This is a genomic window from Rhizobium sp. BG4 (assembly GCF_016864575.1).
Lineage (GTDB): Bacteria > Pseudomonadota > Alphaproteobacteria > Rhizobiales > Rhizobiaceae > Rhizobium.
In genome coordinates this window covers 242,032-260,040 of the sequence record NZ_CP044126.1, presented here as the reverse complement: position 1 = coordinate 260,040, position 18,009 = coordinate 242,032, and the positions used below count along the sequence as shown (strand labels likewise).

Below are 18,009 nucleotides of genomic sequence, written 5' to 3'. Positions count from 1 at the left end.
CGGCGCGAGCAGCCCCCTCACCCGGCCTCCGCTACGCTCGGCCACCCTCTCCCTGAGGGGAGAGGAGGAGCGGCAACGGCGCGGACTTCCCTTCTCCCCCACGGGGAGAAGGTGGCCCGAAGGGTCGGATGAGGGGCCGCTTGCGCGGACAGCAAAGAAAGACCGCCCGCATGCCCGACAACAGTCGTGACACCGATGCCAGACCCTCCCCCGACGCTCTCCTTGAGCGCGCCGAACGGGAAACGCGCGGCCGTCTGAAAATCTTCCTCGGCGCCGCCCCCGGCGTCGGCAAGACCTACGAGATGCTGGTCTCCGGCCGCGCCAAGATCGCCGACGGCATGGATGTGGTGATCGGTGTCGTCGAGACGCATGGGCGCAAGGAAACCCAGGCGCTGCTGGCCGGTTTCGAAATCATCCCCCGCGTCAAGGTCGCCTATCGCGGTCAGGAACTGGAGGAGATGGATCTTGACGGCATCCTGGCGCGAAAACCCGATCTCGTTCTCGTCGATGAACTGGCGCATACCAATGCCCAGGGCAGCCGCCATCCGAAACGTTATCTCGACGTCAAGGAGCTGCTCGACCGCGGCGTCGATGTCTATACGACACTCAATATCCAGCATGTCGAGAGCCTGAACGACGTCGTCTCGCAGATCACCCGCATCCGCGTGCGTGAGACGGTGCCCGACTCGGTGATCGACATGGCCGACGATATCGAGATCATCGACCTGACGCCTGATGACCTGATCAAGCGGCTGCATGACGGCAAGGTCTACGTGGCGCGCACCGCTGAGCGGGCGCTCACCAACTATTTCACGCCGGGCAACCTGACGGCGCTACGCGAGCTCGCCTTGCGCAAGACGGCCCAGCGCGTCGACGACCAGCTACTGACCCATATGCAGGCGCATGCGATTCCCGGCCCGTGGGCTGCAGGCGAGCGGGTGCTCGTCTCGATCGATCATCATCCGCGCTCGGCCTCGCTGGTGCGCTATGCCGCCCGCATGGCTTCGCGGCTGCGCGCGCCCTGGTCGGCCGTCTATATCGAGACCAACCGCTCGATCAGCCTTTCGGAAGAGCAGCGCGACAATATCGCCGCCACTTTGCGGCTTGCCGGACAGCTCGGCGGCGAGGCACTGACGCTGCCCGGACGCGAAGTCACCGAAGAGCTGCTGCGTCATGCCAGCGCCAACAATGTCACCCACATCGTCATCGGCTCGCCGAAGAAGCCGACATGGCGCGAATGGCTGCAGCCTTCGGCGACCGACCAGCTGATCCGTCAGGCGGGCGATATCAGCGTCCATGTCATATCGGGCAACGAGAAGGAGCAGACCGCCCAACGCGGCATCAAGGCCGCCCCGACGGCGCCGCTGTTCGATCTGCGCGCCTATGTGCTGGCGACGGCCTATGTAGCGATCGCGCTTGGCGTCGGCGTCGTGCTCGATCAGGTGCTCGATGTCCGCAACCTCGCCCTCGTCTTCCTGATGGCGGTACTGACCTCGGCGGTTCTCCATGGCCTGCGCCCGGCGCTCTACACCTGCATCATCAGCGCCCTCGCCTTCAATTTCTTCTTCCTGCCGCCGCGCTATACGCTGACGATCAGCGACCCCGAAAGCGTGCTGGCGCTGTTCTTCTTCCTCGGTGTCGCCATCATCGCCTCGAACCTGACGGCAACAGTGCAGCGCCAGGCAGCCGCTGCCCGCCAGAGAGCGCGCACGACAGAGGACCTCTATCTCTTCTCCAAGAAGCTTGCCGGAACCGGCACGCTTGACGACGTGCTCTGGGCGACCGCCTTCCAGATCGCATCGATGCTGAAGGTCCGCGTCGTCCTGCTGCTGCCGGAAGACGGCGGCATTGCCGTCAAGGCCGGCTATCCGCCAGACGATACGCTCGACGATGCCGATATCGCCGCTGCGCGCTGGGCCTGGGAGCACAATCACGCGGCCGGCCGCGGCGCCGATACCCTGCCCGGCGCAAGGCGTCTCTACGTGCCGTTGCGGACCGGCCGCACCGCCGTCGGCGTCATCGGCCTCGACAGCGACCGCCGCGACGGCCCGCTGCTGACGCCGGAGCAGCAGCGGCTGCTCGATGCGCTCGCCGATCAGGCGGCACTCGCCATCGAGCGCGTCCAGCTCGTCGCCGATGTCGACCGCGCGAAGCTGGCCGCGGAAGCCGACCGGCTGCGCTCGGCGCTGCTGACCTCGATCTCGCACGACCTGAAAACGCCATTGGCCGCCATTCTCGGCGCGGCCGGAACACTTCGCGACTATCTGAGCTCGATGCCGGAGGAGGACCGCAACGATCTCCTCTCCACCGTGGTTGATGAATCGGAGCGCCTCAACCGCTTCATCGCCAACCTGCTTGACATGACCAAGATCGAATCCGGCGCCATGGAGCCGAATTACGCGCTCCACTATGCCGGCGATATCGCCGGAAGCGCGCTGCGTCGCGCCGCCAAGATCCTCGAGCGGCACCGAACGGAGATGAACATCCCCGGCGATCTTCCCATGGTGAAGGTCGATCCCGTGCTTTTCGAGCAGGTGCTCTTCAATCTGCTCGACAACGCCGCCAAATATGCCCCCGAGGGCTCGACGATCCGCATCCGCGGCTCCGCGGATGCCTTCAGCGTTGCGCTCGAAATCTCCGACGAAGGCCCCGGCATTCCCGAAGGCGATCTCGACCGCATCTTCGACACCTTCTACCGTGTCCGCAAAGGCGACCAGGTGCGCGCCGGAACCGGGCTCGGGCTTTCCATCTGCCGCGGCTTCATCGAGGCGATGGGCGGCGCCATCACTGCCGGAAACCGGAAGGACCGCTCAGGCGCGGTCTTCACCATCCGGCTTCCAAGACCAACCGATAGTCTCAAACTGGATGAACTCAAATGAGCGGTTCGCCCATCAAGATCCTCGTCGTCGACGACGAGCCTCCCATCCGCAAGCTGCTGCGCGTCGGTCTGACGGCACAGGGCTACGAAGTGCAGGAAGCGGCAAACGCCCTTGCGGCGCGGCAATCCGTGGTCGATGATCTCCCCGACCTCGTCGTTCTCGATCTCGGCCTGCCGGATACGCCGGGCCACGACCTGCTGCAGGAATGGCGCGATGACGGCCTGACCATGCCCGTCGTCATCCTCTCCAGCCGCACCGACGAAGCCGGGATCGTCAAGGCGCTGGAAACCGGCGCCGACGACTATGTCACCAAGCCTTTCGGCATTGCCGAACTCGGTGCCCGCATCCGCGTCGCGCTCCGCCACCGGCTGCAGCAGCAGGGCGAAAAGGCGATCTTCCAGACCGGCGGGCTGTCGATCGATATCGTCAAGCGCATCGTCAAGGTTGACGGCAAGGAGATCAAGCTGTCGCCGAAGGAGTATGACATTCTGCGCGTGCTCGCCCAGCATGCCGGCAAGGTGCTGACCCACCAGTTCCTGCTGAAGCAGGTCTGGGGGCCGGCGGCCGATGTGCAGTACCTGCGCGTCTATGTCCGGCAGCTGCGGCAAAAGGTCGAGCAGGTTCCGGACCAGCCGCACTATATTACGACGGAGACCGGGGTCGGCTACCGGCTTCGGGAACCGGACTGAGTGGTCCCGCCGCTTCTGCGAACATCTATGGAAATGACATGAATCTCGCTGATATCATCCTGCCGGAACACACCTTCATCGGCGTTTCCGCAGCAACCAAGTGGCGCGCTCTGCAGGCCATGGCGGAAAAGGCCGGCAAGGCCTTCGCTATCGAGGAGCAGCCGATCATCCGCGCGCTCGAAAGCCGCGAAAGCCTCGGCTCGACGGGGATCGGCAACGGTATCGCCGTTCCGCATGCGGCGATCCCCGGCATGACGAGCCCGCGCGGACTGCTCATCCGCTTCGCCCATCCCCTCGATTTCGAGGCGATCGACGACATCAAGACCGATATCGCCTTCATGCTGCTCTTCGGCGAGAACAATCGCGGCGAATATCTCAATGTGCTGGCCGCCATCGCCCGGCGCCTGCAAGCGCCGGGCGTGCTGGAATCGATGCGCAAGGCGCGCAGCGCCGACGAGCTTTATTCCGATTTCATCGCGGACTCGCGGCCCTAGTTAGAAGTCCCGCTGCAGACGCATAAAGCCGAAGATGCCGTCATCGCCGTCGTCTTCATCGCGATATTGCAGGCTGAGCTTGGCCTTCAGATCCTCGACAACCTTGTAGTCGACGGTCACGCCGGCCGCCCAGGCATCGCGGTTGCTGTATCCGCCGCCATCGGCAACGCCGTCGTCATCGGCATCGGCAATCACATTGCCGAAATACTGGAACCCCGGCGTCACCGCCCATTTGTCGGTCAGCTTGTATTCGTACTGGGCGCCGACGGTCCATTCGGATGCTTCGTAGTAATAGTTGATGCCGCTCGTCCAGACGCCATAGAGGCCGAGCGTGCCGGGGCCGAGATCGGCATAGGCGATGGCGCGGATCGCGACGTTGTTCTCATCGGTGTCATAGCCTGCGAGCAGGTAGCCGGTCACGGCGCCGAACTTGCCGGAGACCTGGCTGGCGATGCCGAGATCGTTGCCGCCGAAAGAACCGGGTTCCGAGTGGATGTAGTTGGTACCGATCTCGTCGAGCGAGATGCCGGCAGCAAAGTCGCCGCTCTCATACTGATAGCGGATCGAGTTCATCGTCGTCTCGTTGCTGGCGAGAATGTCGGTCTCGCCGGTCGCATCGTCATCCCACCAGCTATATTGCTTGCCGAAGCGGAAGCCCGCGAGCTCGATATAGCCTTCGTCGAGCGTCGGATCGCTTTCACCACCCTGATATTCGATGCGGTAGGTGATGACACCGGTCAGCGTGCCATATTCCGTGTCGCTCTTCGAGCTGAAGGTCACCTGGGCGCGGTTGAAGAAGCTCCAGTCCTCGTCATTGTTGGCCGCATCGCCGAAGCGGACTTCGCTTCTGAGGTAACCGCCGATCGCGAGGCAGGTCTCGGTACCCGGAATGTAGAAATACCCGCTGCCATAGGCATCGCAGACGCGGACATATTCCACGGGCTCGGGTTCTGCCGCGACGATGGCGTCGGCAGCATGGGCGCCGGAAACAGCAGCAAGGGCCGCGGCGGAGGCAAACAGGACGGTCTTGATATGCATGTCGATCGATCCCTTCGACAGGGTGGGGCAATGCCGCAGTTGCAGTCGGCAAGGCCTCATGTAGGAAGCGATCGGGCGAGTGACCGTATTTGTTTCATTTCCCTGACATCTATCTCATACCGTGTGCCATTATTGGCACACCGCGAGGTATGGCCGGTCTGCAGGTCAAGCCCGGTACGTCCGTTTCAGAAACTGAATGTAAATGAAACGACATTCCAGAAAGCAGCTCTTTAAACGGAAGAACTTTCGTTTCATTATACGACCAAGTTGATAGAGTTTACGCAGAAACGAAGGAGGTTTTCATGCAGTCAACTCGGATCACACGGCTTCTCGCCGCCGCGGTCTTCGCCGGCAGCGTAGCAATCGGCGCCGTTGCGCCGGCATTCGCCGACCAGCAGCTTCTCAATGTGTCCTACGACCCGACGCGTGAATTGTACAAGGATTTCAACGCCGCCTTCGCTGCCAAGTGGCAGAAGGATACCGGTGAAGCGGTCACCATCCAAGCCTCCCACGGCGGCTCCGGCGCACAGGCCCGCTCGGTTATCGACGGTCTCGAAGCCGATGTCGTGACGCTCGCTCTCGAAGGCGATATCGACGCCATCGCCAAGGCGACCGGCAAGATCCCGACCGACTGGAAGACCAAGTTCCCGAACAACTCGACGCCCTACACATCGACGATCGTCTTCCTGGTGCGCAAGGGCAATCCGAAGGGCATCAAGGACTGGGGCGATCTCGTCAAGGACGACGTCCAGGTCATCACCCCGAACCCGAAGACCTCGGGCGGCGCCCGCTGGAACTTCCTGGCGGCCTGGGCATGGGCCAAGCAGGCAAATGGCGGCGATGAAGGCAAGGCACAGGAATATGTGACGAAGCTTCTGCAGCATGTTCCGGTTCTCGATACCGGTGCGCGCGGCGCCACCACCACCTTCGTCCAGCGCGGTCTCGGCGATGTTCTGCTTGCCTGGGAAAACGAAGCCTATCTCTCGCTCGAAGAACTCGGCCCCGACCAGTTCGAGATCGTCACCCCGAGCTTCTCCATCCGCGCCGATCCGCCGGTCGCGATCGTTGACGGCAATGTCGACAAGAAGGGCACCCGCAAGGTTGCCGAAGCTTACCTCAATTATCTCTATTCGGACGAAGGCCAGAAGATTGCGGCCAAGCACTATTACCGTCCGATCAAGCCGGAAGCCGCCGACAAGGCCGACATCGCCCGGTTCCCCGACCTGAAGCTCGCCACCATCGACGACTTCGGCGGCTGGAAGGAAGCTCAGCCCAAGTTCTTCGCCGACGGCGGGGTATTTGACCAGATCTACAAGCCGGCCCAATAATAGAGTTCATGAACGCACATAGCCACGCGCGGTGGCGGTTCAAGCGGCCGAGTGTCATTCCGGGTTTCGGAATGGCGCTCGGCTTAACCTTGACCTGGCTCACCCTTCTGATCCTTATCCCGCTATCGGGCCTTGCATGGCGCTCGAGCGAGCTCGGCTGGGAGAAATTCCTGTCGATCGCGCTCGATCCGCGTACGGTCAATGCGCTTCGCATCAGCTTCGGCGGCGCCTTCATCGCCGCCTGCATCAATGCCGTGTTCGGCGTCATCCTCGCCTGGGTTCTGGTACGCTACCGCTTTCCCGGCAAGCGCATCATCGACGCCATGGTCGATCTTCCCTTCGCGCTGCCGACGGCAGTGGCCGGTATCGCGCTGACGACGCTCTATGCGCCGAACGGCTGGATCGGCCAGTTCCTGACGCCGCTCGGTATTAAGATCGCGTTCACCCCCGCCGGTATCGTCGTCGCCCTCATCTTCGTCGGCCTGCCCTTCGTGGTGCGCACAGTCCAGCCGGTCATGGAAGAAATCGACAGGGAAGTGGAGGAAGCCGCGGCGACGCTCGGCGCCAACCGTTTCCAGACGATCACCCGCGTCCTGCTGCCCGGCCTTGCGCCGGCAGTGCTGACGGGCTTTGCGCTCGCCTTTGCCCGTGGCGTCGGCGAGTACGGCTCGGTCATCTTCATTGCCGGCAACCTGCCGTTCAAGTCCGAGATCGCGCCGCTTCTGATCGTCATCAAGCTCGAAGAGTATAATTACGCGGCCGCCACGGCGATCGCCGCCGTCATGCTCATCATCTCGTTCACCATGCTGCTCGTCATCAACCTGATCCAGAGCTGGCGCAGACGGAGGTACGGACATGGCGCTTGATACGGCCAACGCCGCTCCCAAAGTCCGCTCCGTCGTCACCGAAAGCCGGTTGGCGCGCTGGAGCCTGATCGTCCTGTCGCTGCTCTTCCTGCTGCTGATGGTCTTCCTGCCGCTGGCGGCAGTCTTCGTCGAAGCCTTCCGCAAGGGCGTCGTCGCCTTTTTCGAGGCGCTGCAGGATGCGGAAACCTTCTCGGCGATCCGGCTGACGCTGATCGTCGCCGGTATCAGCGTGCCGCTGAACCTGGTCTTCGGCGTTGCCGCCGCCTGGGCGATCGCCAAATTCGAGTTCAAGGGCAAGGCGTTCCTGACGACACTGATCGACCTGCCCTTCTCGGTCTCGCCGGTTATTTCGGGCCTGGTCTTCGTGCTGCTGTTCGGCGCCAATACCTATCTCGGCAAGTGGCTCGATGCCCACAGCATCAAGATCCTCTTCGCCGTTCCGGGTCTGGTGCTCGCCACCATGTTCGTCACCTTCCCCTTCGTTGCCCGCGAGCTGATCCCGCTGATGCAGGAACAGGGGACAGCGGATGAAGAGGCGGCGCTGTCGCTCGGCGCCAGCGGCTGGCAGACCTTCTGGCATGTGACGCTGCCGAACATCAAATGGGGTCTGCTCTACGGCGTGCTGCTCTGCAACGCGCGCGCCATGGGCGAATTCGGCGCCGTCTCGGTCGTCTCCGGCCACATCCGCGGCCAGACCAACACCATGCCGCTGCAGGTGGAAATCCTCTACAACGAGTATAATTTCACCGGCGCATTCGCCGTCGCGACCTTGCTTGCCCTGCTTGCCCTTGTGACCCTTGTTTTGAAGACGCTGCTCGAAATGCGATACAGCGCGGAAATCGCCGCCAGCCGGCGGCACTGAAGGATTGAGAATGGAAGTTCGCGTTCAAAACATACGCAAGGAATTCGACCGGTTTCCGGCCCTGCATGACGTTTCGCTCGATATCCGCTCGGGCGAGCTGATCGCGCTGCTCGGCCCTTCCGGTTCCGGCAAGACGACATTGCTTCGCCTGATCGCAGGCCTCGAAAGCCCGACCGACGGCAAGGTGTTCTTCGGCGACGAAGATGCCTCGAAGAAGACGGTACAGCAGCGCAATATTGGGTTCGTCTTCCAGCATTACGCGCTGTTCCGCCACATGACGGTGCTCGACAATGTCGCCTTCGGCCTCAAGGTCCGCAGCGGCGCGCGCCGTCCGCCGAAGGCCGAGATCCGCAAGCGGGCGCTCGAGCTGCTCGACCTCGTGCAGCTTTCCGGCCTTGAGAAGCGTTATCCGGCGCAGCTATCCGGCGGCCAGCGCCAGCGCGTAGCGCTCGCCCGCGCCATGGCGGTCGAGCCGAACGTGCTGCTGCTCGACGAGCCCTTCGGCGCGCTCGACGCCCAGGTTCGCAAGGACCTGCGCAAATGGCTTCGCGAAATCCATGACCGCACCGGCCATACGACCGTCTTCGTCACCCACGACCAGGACGAGGCGATGGAACTCGCCGACCGCGTCGTCGTCATGAGCCAGGGTGCGATCGAGCAGGTCGGCACGCCGGATGAAGTCTACGACCGGCCAAACTCACCCTTCGTCTTCGGCTTCGTCGGCCAGTCCAACTGTCTGAACGTAAAGATCGCCAATGGCGACATTCTGTTCGAGGGCCGCACGCTCGGCCTGAAGGCGGATGGGGAGCCTGATGGCGAGGCCCAGCTCTACTTCCGCCCGCACGACATCGAACTGCTGGACGCAAATCGCGGCGGCATTCCCGGCAAGCTGGCCTCCAGCCGCCGCGTTGCCGGAACACGGCATATCGAAATCGATATCGGTACCGCGCATCAGCATATCGAGCTGGAAGTTCCGCCCTCGCACACCGAGGTCCTCGACAGCAAGCATATCGCTTTCCGGCCGACGCGCTGGAAGCTGTTCCGGAAGGACTGACCCCTCTACGCCGTCATGCTCGGGCTTGTCGCGAGCATCCGCAACGGCTGCGGGCGGCAAGACCGCCCGCTCTCACATTCAATAGACTTCCGGAACATACATGTCCGGCGGAACCGGAACGCGCGAGTAATCGTCGTGACGTACGCGCGGCGGCAGGACGATGTGATCCTTCGGCACGTCCTCATAGGGGATCTGCTTCAAGAGGTGGTTGATCATGTTGAGGCGGGCGCGCTTCTTGTCGACGGCCTGAACGACCCACCACGGCGCCTCGGGGATGTGGGTATATTCCAGCATCTCTTCCTTGGCCTTGGTGTATTCTTCCCAATGCACGCGGCTTTCGAGGTCCATCGGCGACAGCTTCCACTGCTTCAGCGGATCCTGGATGCGCATGCGGAAGCGGAACTCCTGCTCCTCGTCGGTGATCGAGAACCAGTATTTGACGAGGATGATGCCGGAGCGCACCAGCATGCGCTCGAATTCCGGAACCGAACGGAAGAACTCGTCGAGTTCATCCTTAGTGCAGAAACCCATCACACGCTCGACGCCGGCACGGTTGTACCAGCTGCGGTCGAAGAGCGCCATTTCGCCTGCCGACGGCAGATGCGGGACATAGCGCTGGAAATACCACTGGTTCCGCTCACGCTCGGTCGGCGCTGGAAGTGCGACGACGCGGCAGACGCGCGGGTTCAGACGCTGCGTGACACGCTTGATGGCACCGCCCTTGCCGGCTGAATCGCGGCCTTCGAAAAGCACGACGACCTTCAGCTTCTTGTGCTGCACCCAGTCCTGCAGCTTCACCAGCTCGTGCTGGAGACGGAAGAGCTCGCGGAAATAGGTCTTGCGGTCGAGCACATCCTCAAGGCCGCCAGGCATGTTTTCGGCGACCAGCTCGTCGAGCCGGTCCTCCTCCATCTGCATTTCCAGTTCCTCGTCGAAACTGTCTGCAATCTCATCCTTGATGCGGCGGAGCTGGTCGATTTCTTCCTGAGTCATGGTCCTGTCCCTCTGATCGGCGCCACATCAACAGGGTTTGACGACAGTAATGTGACAATGCGAGCCGCGCGAGGAAGGCCGCCGGAGATGCCGCAAAGTTGTGTCACGCAAGGTTCACGGGGCGGACGTAGTTTTGGTTGCTTTTCCATGAAAGGACAAGGACATGGCTGATATTGCCCCCGATCACCTGTTGCCTGAGTCCGGTAAGCACCCGCTGCATTCGTCGAGTGCAGGCAAGTGGTTCGTGCCGGTCTTTCTCGTCATTCTTCTTTGCGGCCTTGGATATGTCGCCTATGCGCTCGGCCGCGATCTGACCGAAGCCTCCGCGGTTCCGTGGATCCTGCTTGGCCTTGCGCTGCTGATCGCGCTCGGCTTCGAGTTCGTCAACGGCTTCCATGATACGGCTAACGCCGTCGCCACCGTCATCTACACGCGCTCGATGCCCGCCGAGCTCGCCGTCATCTGGTCCGGCTTCTTCAACTTCCTCGGCGTGCTGACATCGACGGGCGCCGTCGCCTTCGGCATTCTGGCACTTCTGCCGGTGGAGCTCATCCTGCAGGTCGGCTCGGGATCGGGCCTTGCGATGGTCTTCGCGCTGTTGATCGCGGCGATCTTCTGGAACCTCGGCACCTGGTATCTCGGCCTGCCCTCCTCCAGCTCGCACACGCTCGTCGGCTCGATCATCGGCGTCGGCCTCGCCAACCAGTTTCTCGCCCCGGCGGGAAGCGCCACCAGCGGTGTCGACTGGTCGCAGGCAACCAATATCGGCCTGTCGCTGCTGATTTCTCCGCTGATCGGCTTCGCTCTCTCGGCCGTGCTTCTCCTCGTCATGAAGTTCCTTGTACGCAAGAAGGAGCTCTATGAGGAGCCGAAAGGCAACCAGCCACCGCCGCTCTGGATCCGGGCAATCCTGATCTTCACCTGCACGGGCGTCAGCTTCGCCCATGGCTCCAACGACGGCCAGAAGGGCATGGGCCTGATCATGCTCATCCTGATCGGTCTGGTTCCGACGGCCTTCGCGCTGAACCGCACGCCTGACGTCAACTACCTAGAAGCCTACAAGCAGGCCTCAGCCCAGGTCGAAACCGCGCTCGGCAAATATGTAAAGCCGGGCGTGACCGTGACCGACTACAAGGCCGAGGTCAGCAATGCGGTGAAGACAAAGACCTGGACGGACGCGACGACGCCTGCCCTGCAGCAATATATCCACCAGACGAGCGCCGAAGTCGCCGCCTTCCCGACGCTGGAAGCGGTTCCGACCAATCTCGTCGGCAATGTGCGCAACGACATCTATCTCATCGGTGAATCGCTGAAGCTGATCGACAAGCAGAAGCTCCTGCCGATGGACGCAACGGACCTGCAGGCTGTCACCAACTACCACAAGGCCGTCGACAACGCGACGAAGTTCATCCCGCTCTGGGTGAAGGTCGCCGTGGCGCTGGCGCTTGGGCTAGGCACCATGGTTGGTTGGAAGCGCATTGTCGTGACCGTCGGCGAGAAGATCGGCAAGACGCATCTCACCTACGGTCAGGGTGCTGCCGCCGAAATCGTCGCCATGGCGACGATTGGCGCGGCCGACCATTTTGGCCTGCCTGTCTCGACGACGCACGTTCTATCGTCAGGCGTTGCGGGCACCATGGCCGCCAATGGCTCGGGGCTCCAATGGTCGACGGTCCGCAACATGCTGATGGCCTGGGTGGTGACGCTGCCGGCTTCGATCGCCATCGCCTTCGTGCTTTTCATCATCCTTCGCCAGGTCTTCTAAGGCTCCTGACGAAGGAAAACCGCGACAAATGCTGCGGCGCATGATAAGCGCGCCGCAGCTTCTTATCAGGTACCCGCTTTCCCATGATCCGCATCGAAAATATCAGCAAGCAGAACAGCCACCGCATTCTCTATCTCGAGGCATCCGCCGCGCTCAACAAGGGCGAGAAGATCGGCCTCGTCGGACCGAACGGCGCCGGCAAGACGACGCTGTTCCGCATGATCACCGGCGACGAGACGCCGGATGAAGGTCAGATCTCCGTCGAGAAGGGCATGACCGTCGGCTATTTCAACCAGGATGTCGGCGAGATGTCCGGCCGCAGCGCCGTTGCGGAAGTCATGGAAGGCGCCGGCCCCGTCAGCGAAGTCGCCGCCGAACTGCGCGATCTCGAAGCCGCCATGTCTGACCCCGACCGCATGGACGAGATGGACGCGATCATCGAGCGCTACGGCGAAGTGCAGGCCCGCTACGAAGAGCTCGACGGTTACGCGCTGGAAGGCCGCGCCCGCGAAGTGCTCGACGGTCTGAGCTTCACGCAGGAAATGATGGACGGCGATGTCGGCAAATTGTCCGGCGGCTGGAAGATGCGCGTGGCGCTCGCCCGCATCCTGCTGATGCGTCCCGACGTGATGCTGCTCGACGAACCGTCGAACCATCTCGACCTCGAAAGCCTGATCTGGCTCGAAGATTTCCTGAAGAATTTCGACGGCGCGCTGCTGATGACCTCGCACGACCGCGAATTCCTCAACCGCATCGTCACCAAGATCATCGAGATCGACGCCGGTTCGCTCAACAGCTACTCGGGCGACTACGCCTTCTACGAAAACCAGCGGGCGCAGAACGAGAAGCAGCAGCAGGCGCAGTTCGAGCGCCAGCAGGCGATGCTTGCCAAGGAAATCAAGTTCATCGAGCGCTTCAAGGCCCGCGCCTCGCATGCCGCGCAGGTACAGAGCCGCGTCAAGAAGCTCGACAAGATCGAACGCGTCGAGCCGCCGCGCCGCCGCCAGACGGTCGCCTTCGAATTCCTGCCGGCTCCGCGCTCGGGCGAAGACGTCATCAACATCAAGAACGTCCATAAGAAATACGGCAGCCGCAGCATCTACGAAGGCCTGGATTTCATGGTCCGCCGCAAGGAACGCTGGTGCATCATGGGCGTCAACGGCGCCGGCAAGTCGACGCTCCTGAAGCTCGTTGCCGGTTCGACTGACCCCGATCAGGGCAGCGTCGCGCTCGGCGCCAGCGTCAAGATGGGCTATTTCGCCCAGCACGCCATGGACCTGCTCGATGGCGAGCGCACCGTCCTCGAATGGCTGGAGGATTCCTTCCCGCTCGCCGGCCAGGCACCGCTTCGCGCGCTGGCCGGCTGCTTCGGCTTCTCGGGTGACGACGTCGAGAAGAAGTGCCGCGTTCTCTCCGGCGGCGAAAAGGCCCGCCTGGTCATGGCCAAGATGCTGTTCGACCCGCCGAACCTGCTCGTCCTCGACGAACCGACCAACCACCTCGACCTCGACACCAAGGAAATGCTGATCAAGGCGCTCGCCGATTACGAAGGCACCATGCTCTTCGTCTCGCACGACCGCCACTTCCTCGCAGCGCTTTCCAACCGCGTCCTGGAACTGACCCCTGACGGCATCCACCAGTATGGCGGCGGCTATACGGAATATGTCGAGCGCACCGGCCAGGAAGCGCCGGGTCTACGGAGCTAAAGTGTCCCGGGCGAGTTAGCTCGCCCGGTTGCCTGCCTCGTCGAAAACATGCAGGTGCTGCGCCGGGAAGGTGACGTTGACCTTCGGGCCGGCCGAGAGCGCCTCGCGGTTCAGCGTGAAGACCTTGAACGGCAGGCCGTGCAGCGACAGGTGCAGGATGATGCCGAAGCCGGTCGGTTCGATGAGTTCGACATCGGCACTCATGCCGTTGCCATCGGATGACATGACGACATGCTCGGGGCGGATGCCGAGCGTGACCTTTGCGCCGTTGGCAACGGATAGCGGTGCAGAAAGCGGGACGATCGTGCTGTCCTTCAGCTTCACGCCGCCATTCTCATAGGTCGCGTCGAGGAAGTTCATGCCCGGAGAGCCGATGAAGCCGGCGACGAACAGATTTGCTGGGCGGTCGTAAAGTTCCAGCGGGCTGCCGACCTGCTGCACGACGCCGCCATGCATGGCGACGATGCGGTCGGCGAGCGTCATCGCTTCGATCTGGTCGTGGGTGACGTAGATTGAGGTTGCCTTCAGATCGCCATGCAGCTTCTTGATTTCGGCGCGCATCTGTTCGCGCAGGCGCGCGTCGAGGTTCGACAGCGGTTCGTCGAACAGGAAGGCCTTCGGCTGGCGCACGATTGCGCGGCCCATGGCGACGCGCTGGCGCTGGCCGCCGGACAATGCCTTTGGGCGGCGCTCCAGCAGCGGATCGAGGCCGAGCTTCGACGCGGCCGAACCCACGGCGCTGGCGATTTTCTCCTTGGCCGTCTTCCGGAGCTTCAGGCTGTAGCTCATGTTGCCCGCGACGTTCATGTGCGGGTAAAGCGCGTAGGACTGGAACACCATGGCGATGTCGCGGTCCTTCGGATGCAGCTCGTTGACGCGATTGCCGCCGATGCGGATTTCACCGCCGGAAATGTCCTCGAGGCCGGCGATCATGCGCAGCAGCGTGGACTTGCCGCAGCCGGATGGGCCGACGAGGACGACGAATTCGCCGTCGCCGATCTTGAGGTCGACATCGTGCAGGACCTGCACGTGGCCATAGGCCTTCTTGACGTTCTGGATATCGATCGATGCCATGTGTTTAACCCTTGACCGCGCCGGCCGTCAGGCCCTGCACAAGATAACGTTGGATGAGCAGGAAGAAGAGACCGGCCGGAATGAGCGCCATGACGCCTGCCGCCATCATCTGCCCGAAATCCACGGAGAATTTCGAAACGAAGGTGAGAAGCCCGACCGGGAAAGTCGCCGCATCATTGCCGTTGATCAGCATCAGCGCGAAGAGCAGCTCGCTCCATGCCGCGGTGAAGACGAAGCCGAGCGTGGCCGCTATGCCGGGCAGCGTCAGCGGCAGGATGATCTGCCGAAACGCCGTGAACTGCGTCGCGCCGTCGATCATCGCCGCCTCCTCCAGATCCTTCGGAATGCCGTCGAAGAAGGACTGCATCAGGAAGGTGGCGAAGGGCACGTTGAAGGCGGTGTAAACGATCACCAGACCCGTCAGGCTGTTCGTCAGATGCAGCGGCGTCAGGATCTTGAAGATCGGCGCGACGAGCATGACGAGCGGGAACATCTGGGTCAGCAGCATCAGCGCCACGATCCAGTATTTGGCCCGGAAGTTGAAGCGCGACAGCGCATAGCCTGAGAGCGAAGCGCAGATCGTAACCGTGATCGCCGTCGAGGCCGACACGATCAGGCTGTTCTTGAAGAAGGTCGGAAAAGCGCTGTGCTGCAGGACGAAGGAATAGTGCTCCCAGGTCGTGCGCGACGGCCACATGCGAACGCCCTCGGAATAGAGAAGATCATTCGGCGTCACCGAAACCTTCAGCAGCCAGAAAAGCGGGAAGAGCGCAAAGAGGATGTAGCAAAGGATTGCCAGACGATGCGCGATAGTGGGGATGACGGATCGCTTCATGGTCTCAATCCTTGTTCAGCAGGGTCTGCCGCAGCAGGATGATCAGCATGGAATAGGCAAGTAGAAGCGCGAGCAGGACGAGCGCGATCGCTGAGGCATAGCCGAAATCCAGCCGCTTGAAGGCCTGGGTGAAGATGTAGCTCGCGACGATCTGGGTGCGGTCCGCCGGGCCGCCGCCGGTCATGACGACGATCAGGTCGGCGAAATTCGAGATCCAGACGGTGCGCAGCAGCACGGTGATGGCGATCGTCGGCGCCAGGAACGGTAGCGTGATCGAGCCGAAACGCTGGAACCAGCCGGCGCCATCGATCGAGGCGGCCTCGTAGAGATCGCGCGGGATCGCCTGAAGGGCGGCAAGCAGCGTGATCGCGAAGAACGGAATGCCCCACCAGACATTGGCGATGATCGGCCCCCACATCGCATATTGCGGGTCGGAGAGGATATTGCCCGGCTCGCTCATCAGGCCCATCGCATAGAGCCAGTGCGGGATCGGGCCGATGACCGGATTGAAGAGCCAGGCCCAGTTGAGGCCGGCGAGGAAGGACGGCACAGCCCAGGGGAGGAAGACCAGCGCCTGGACGATGCCCCTGCCCCAGAACGGCTTGTCGAGCAGCAAGGCGAGGATCAGGCCGAAGACGAACTGCAGGATGACGGAAGCACCGGTCCACCACAGCGTATTCTTGAGCGCGCCGTAGAAGGCGGCGTCCTTGGAAAGGTCGCGGAAATGCTCGAGCCCGATGAAGCCGCCGGAGAACGGATTGAGGAGCTGGATGTCGCGGAACGCATAGGAGATCCCGATCACCAGCGGCACCATCATCACGCCGATGATGAGGATCAGCGAAGGGGCGCTATAGAGATAGGGTTCCGAGGCATCGGCGAGACGCTTCAGCCACGGCCTGCGGTCGCGGCGCCTATCGAGCGTATCGGCGGTCATAGTCATCGGTGGTCGGCTTTCCGTGTGTTTACACCATTAACCTGCTGCGCACGCGGCCCCTCATCCGGCCCGATGGGCCACCTTCTCCCCGAGGGGAGAAGGGAACGGAGAGGTTCCCGCAAAACCCCTTCTCCCCGGCGGGGAGAAGGTGCCGGCAAGCGGATGAGGGGGCTCCGGGTTCGGAGCCCACCCGATTTACTTCGCCAGATGCTTCTGCTGAGCCTTGGTCAGGTAATCAGCCCACTGGTCGGCAAGGTCCTTCGGCGAGATGTCGCCGAGGAGGGCCTGCTGCGAGGTCTTGATCGCCAGCGAGTCCTTGAAGAAGGCGAATTCTTCGAGGTAGGTCGGCATCACGGTCGGGACGGTGTCCTTGTCGGCGAGTTCCTGGAACCAGCCCTTGAACTGGTCACCGGCGTAGAACGGATCCTTCTCGGCTGCCGTATAGGCCGGCAGAGCGCCGATCTTCTTGTTCCACTCGATGTTACCATCCGGGCTTTCGAGGGTTTCGATCAGCTTCCAGGACAGATCCTTGTTCTGGCTCGTCGTGAACATCGACCAGCCGGCATAGCCGATGGTCGGGAAGGACTTGCCATCCGGGCCCTTCGGCAGCGGGATGACGCCGAAGTCTTCGGCCTTCATGCGCTCGGCAATGGCGATGAGCGCGTCCGGATCCTGGTCGAGGAAGGCGCAGGTGCCGGAGTAGAAGCCGGCCACGACTTCGTTGAAGCCCCAGTTGACGCTATCCTTCGGCGCATAGCCCTTCTTGTAGAGATCGACCATCCATTCCAGACCCTTGGCCCAGCCTTCGCTGTTCATGGTCGAGGTGCCGTCGTCGTTGAAATACTTGTTGGAGCCGGCCATCGAGGCGGCGAAGATCATCCAGCCGTTCAGGCCGCCCGGGCCGCCGCGCATGCAGTAGCCGTACTTGCCGGAGATCTTGGAGACGGCTTCGGAAGCCTTGGTGAACTCCTCCATCGTCTTCGGCGGTTCCTTGACGCCGGCTTCGGCGAGCAGCTTCTTGTTGTAGAACATGGCGCGCAGATAGAAGCCATAGGGCAGCATGTATGCGGTGTTCTTGACGTCGCGGCCGAGTTCGAGGGCGCGGGGTGTCAGGTCCTTGGTGTGTTCCCACTTGGCGAGATAGGGCTCGAGGCTTTCGAGCATGCCGTTATTGCCGTAGAGCGACAGCCAGGTGTCCGGCATTTCCATGACGTCAGGCGTATCGCCGGCCGAAACCATGGTTGCGAACTTCTGGAAGGCTTCGTTCCAGGGCAGCGAGATGATCTCGACCTTGGTGCCCGGATTGGCGGCTTCGAACTTGCCGACGATCGACTTCAGCGTCTCGGTGCGCTCCGGGCTGGTGATGACTTCGACGAGTTTCAGCGTCGTGTCGGCGAAGGCCGTTCCTGCCATCATGGTGGCGAAGAGCGTAGCGGTTATAAGTCTTTTCATGCTCAGTTCCCCTTTTGTTGAAGGTGTTTCTCTCACTATT

At 62.4% G+C, this 18,009-nt stretch carries 15 protein-coding genes; 9 read left to right on the top strand and 6 right to left on the bottom strand.

All coding sequences use genetic code 11. The annotated features are described in order from the left end of the window. Nucleotides 1-170 precede the first annotated feature (170 nt). Genes F2982_RS21350 through F2982_RS21340 form a run of 3 tightly spaced genes read left to right on the top strand, consistent with a single transcriptional unit; the run spans nucleotide 171 to nucleotide 4,062 of the window. On the top strand, nucleotides 171-2,879 hold the full coding sequence (locus F2982_RS21350) for a sensor histidine kinase KdpD (protein WP_203430802.1): 2,709 nt from the start codon (nucleotides 171-173) through the stop codon (nucleotides 2,877-2,879). Further along, nucleotides 2,876-3,568: a response regulator transcription factor gene (locus F2982_RS21345; protein WP_203430801.1), complete on the top strand. Its 693-nt coding sequence runs from the start codon at nucleotides 2,876-2,878 to the stop codon at nucleotides 3,566-3,568. Before F2982_RS21350 ends, F2982_RS21345 begins: the two co-directional genes overlap by 4 nt. Nucleotides 3,569-3,606: 38 nt before the next feature. After that, nucleotides 3,607-4,062 (top strand): PTS sugar transporter subunit IIA, encoded by a 456-nt coding sequence (locus F2982_RS21340; RefSeq protein ID WP_130281300.1) that lies wholly within the window; start codon nucleotides 3,607-3,609, stop codon nucleotides 4,060-4,062. Here the strand turns inward: F2982_RS21340 and F2982_RS21335 are convergent, their stop codons facing one another. Further along, complete coding sequence (locus tag F2982_RS21335; RefSeq protein ID WP_203430800.1) at nucleotides 4,063-5,100, bottom strand: porin; 1,038 nt, start codon at nucleotides 5,098-5,100, stop codon at nucleotides 4,063-4,065. It abuts the gene before it with no gap. Nucleotides 5,101-5,402: 302 nt separating this feature from the next. Here F2982_RS21335 and F2982_RS21330 point away from each other — a divergent pair, with 302 nt between their 5' ends. From F2982_RS21330 to F2982_RS21315, 4 genes are read left to right on the top strand one after another with little or no spacing between them, the layout of a single operon-like run. Beyond that, nucleotides 5,403-6,428, top strand: a complete 1,026-nt coding sequence (locus F2982_RS21330) for a sulfate ABC transporter substrate-binding protein (protein ID WP_203430799.1) — start codon at nucleotides 5,403-5,405, stop codon at nucleotides 6,426-6,428. 8 nt (nucleotides 6,429-6,436) lie between these two features. Beyond that, nucleotides 6,437-7,294 carry a sulfate ABC transporter permease subunit CysT gene (gene cysT / locus F2982_RS21325; RefSeq protein ID WP_203430798.1) on the top strand — a complete coding sequence of 286 codons (858 nt, stop codon included), beginning with the start codon at nucleotides 6,437-6,439 and terminating at the stop codon, nucleotides 7,292-7,294. Continuing rightward, on the top strand, nucleotides 7,284-8,156 hold the full coding sequence (gene cysW / locus F2982_RS21320) for a sulfate ABC transporter permease subunit CysW (protein WP_203430797.1): 873 nt from the start codon (nucleotides 7,284-7,286) through the stop codon (nucleotides 8,154-8,156). The genes cysT and cysW overlap by 11 nt, the downstream gene beginning before the upstream one ends. A 10-nt stretch (nucleotides 8,157-8,166) precedes the next feature. Continuing rightward, nucleotides 8,167-9,210 (top strand): sulfate/molybdate ABC transporter ATP-binding protein, encoded by a 1,044-nt coding sequence (locus tag F2982_RS21315; protein WP_203430796.1) that lies wholly within the window; start codon nucleotides 8,167-8,169, stop codon nucleotides 9,208-9,210. Between the two features lie 78 nt (nucleotides 9,211-9,288). Here F2982_RS21315 and ppk2 read toward each other — a convergent pair whose 3' ends face one another. After that, the gene (gene ppk2, locus F2982_RS21310; protein ID WP_203430795.1) at nucleotides 9,289-10,203 is read right to left on the bottom strand and encodes a polyphosphate kinase 2; all 915 of its coding nucleotides are present in this window, start codon (nucleotides 10,201-10,203) and stop codon (nucleotides 9,289-9,291) included. Between the two features lie 163 nt (nucleotides 10,204-10,366). Between ppk2 and F2982_RS21305 the strand changes: the two genes are divergently transcribed. Both F2982_RS21305 and F2982_RS21300 read left to right on the top strand, forming a co-directional pair. Further along, entirely contained in the window at nucleotides 10,367-11,968 is a 1,602-nt protein-coding gene (locus tag F2982_RS21305) for an inorganic phosphate transporter (RefSeq protein WP_203430794.1), read from the top strand. An 83-nt stretch (nucleotides 11,969-12,051) separates the two neighbouring features. Further along, complete coding sequence (locus F2982_RS21300; RefSeq protein WP_112711314.1) at nucleotides 12,052-13,674, top strand: ABC-F family ATP-binding cassette domain-containing protein; 1,623 nt, start codon at nucleotides 12,052-12,054, stop codon at nucleotides 13,672-13,674. 15 nt (nucleotides 13,675-13,689) lie between these two features. Here F2982_RS21300 and ugpC read toward each other — a convergent pair whose 3' ends face one another. The 4 genes from ugpC to F2982_RS21280 form a co-directional block, all read right to left on the bottom strand. Beyond that, a complete protein-coding gene (ugpC, locus tag F2982_RS21295; protein ID WP_203430793.1) occupies nucleotides 13,690-14,748 on the bottom strand; it encodes a sn-glycerol-3-phosphate ABC transporter ATP-binding protein UgpC in 1,059 nt (352 codons plus the stop codon). A 4-nt stretch (nucleotides 14,749-14,752) separates the two neighbouring features. Then, the gene (locus F2982_RS21290) at nucleotides 14,753-15,583 is read right to left on the bottom strand and encodes a carbohydrate ABC transporter permease (protein ID WP_112711028.1); all 831 of its coding nucleotides are present in this window, start codon (nucleotides 15,581-15,583) and stop codon (nucleotides 14,753-14,755) included. Nucleotides 15,584-15,587: 4 nt separating this feature from the next. Then, nucleotides 15,588-16,523 (bottom strand): sugar ABC transporter permease, encoded by a 936-nt coding sequence (locus F2982_RS21285; RefSeq protein WP_130281315.1) that lies wholly within the window; start codon nucleotides 16,521-16,523, stop codon nucleotides 15,588-15,590. 189 nt (nucleotides 16,524-16,712) lie between these two features. Further along, nucleotides 16,713-17,969: a sugar ABC transporter substrate-binding protein gene (locus F2982_RS21280; protein ID WP_130281319.1), complete on the bottom strand. Its 1,257-nt coding sequence runs from the start codon at nucleotides 17,967-17,969 to the stop codon at nucleotides 16,713-16,715. Nucleotides 17,970-18,009 lie beyond the last annotated feature (40 nt).